The sequence below is a fragment of the Priestia sp. P5_B4 genome (genome assembly GCF_056400385.1).
This window is the reverse complement of record NZ_JBFULJ010001153.1, coordinates 1-994: the sequence shown is the minus strand read 5'-3', so window position 1 is coordinate 994 and position 994 is coordinate 1. Positions and strand designations below refer to the sequence as shown.

Sequence of the window (994 nt, the reverse complement as noted above, 5' to 3'; positions counted from 1 at the left end):
AGCTAATATAGATCACTTGTTACACCGCTAAAAGCACCTGCATATATGAAACTTATGTTCACTATAACAGCAAAAAATCCGAACGATAAATCGTTCGGATCTTCTTCAACTAACATATTTTTGTTCCATTCTCATTCACATTTTTATTTATAAACAGGATATCCAACAAATTTAAAGTCTTTGCCGATTGACGTCACAGAAAGACGCTCCACGTCCACTGCGTCCCACATTTTCTCTACGCCTTTTCCTTCTAGGAAAGTAGGAGCTTCTTTTCCTCCTGAAAGCTTTGGAGCCATATACAGCACCAATTTATCAATTAAACGATTTTCCACGAATGCGGCATTCACTTCGCCCCCTCCTTCAATTAAAAGAGACGACACAAATTTCTCACCTAGTATAGAAAGCATATCTTCAAGATTTACTTTGTCCTCACCGCTTGTAACAAATACTTCGACGCCTTGCTTTTCGAGCTGTTCTTTTTTTTCTTTTGAATAGCCCTGACTTGTAAATATCCACGTTGGAGCTAAAGAATCCGTTGCTAGCTTAGATTCAAGCGGCATGCGCAGCTTTGAATCCATCACAATACGAATTGGACTGCGGCCGCCTTCAATGCGAGTTGTCAGCTCAGGGTTGTCCTTAATGACCGTATTCACCMCTACTAAGATACCCGCTGKTTCATGACGCAGCTGATGTACATCCAAACGAGCTTCCTCAGACGTAATCCACTTGCTGTGAGAAGAAGCAGTTGCTATTTTACCGTCTAACGTAATCGCTGACTTTAATGAAACAAACGGCTTCTTCGTTACAATATACTTATTGAAGACCTCATTCATTTGACGTGACTCTTCTTCACATACACCTGTTATAACTTCAATGCCTGCGTTTTCTAAAATTTCGACTCCATTACCTGCTACTAAAGGATTCGGGTCTAAAGTTGCTATGACCACTTTTTTTACACCGGCTTCAACTAGCGCTTCAGCACAAGGACCTGTAC

The 994-nt window shown here is 40.8% G+C and carries 1 protein-coding gene; it reads right to left on the bottom strand.

Going from position 1 to position 994, the window contains the following annotated elements:
- Positions 1-143: 143 nt before the first annotated feature.
- On the bottom strand, positions 144-994 hold an 851-nt coding region (gene ribD, locus AC1DRF_RS29545; protein ID WP_477742514.1), incomplete at its 5' end, for a bifunctional diaminohydroxyphosphoribosylaminopyrimidine deaminase/5-amino-6-(5-phosphoribosylamino)uracil reductase RibD.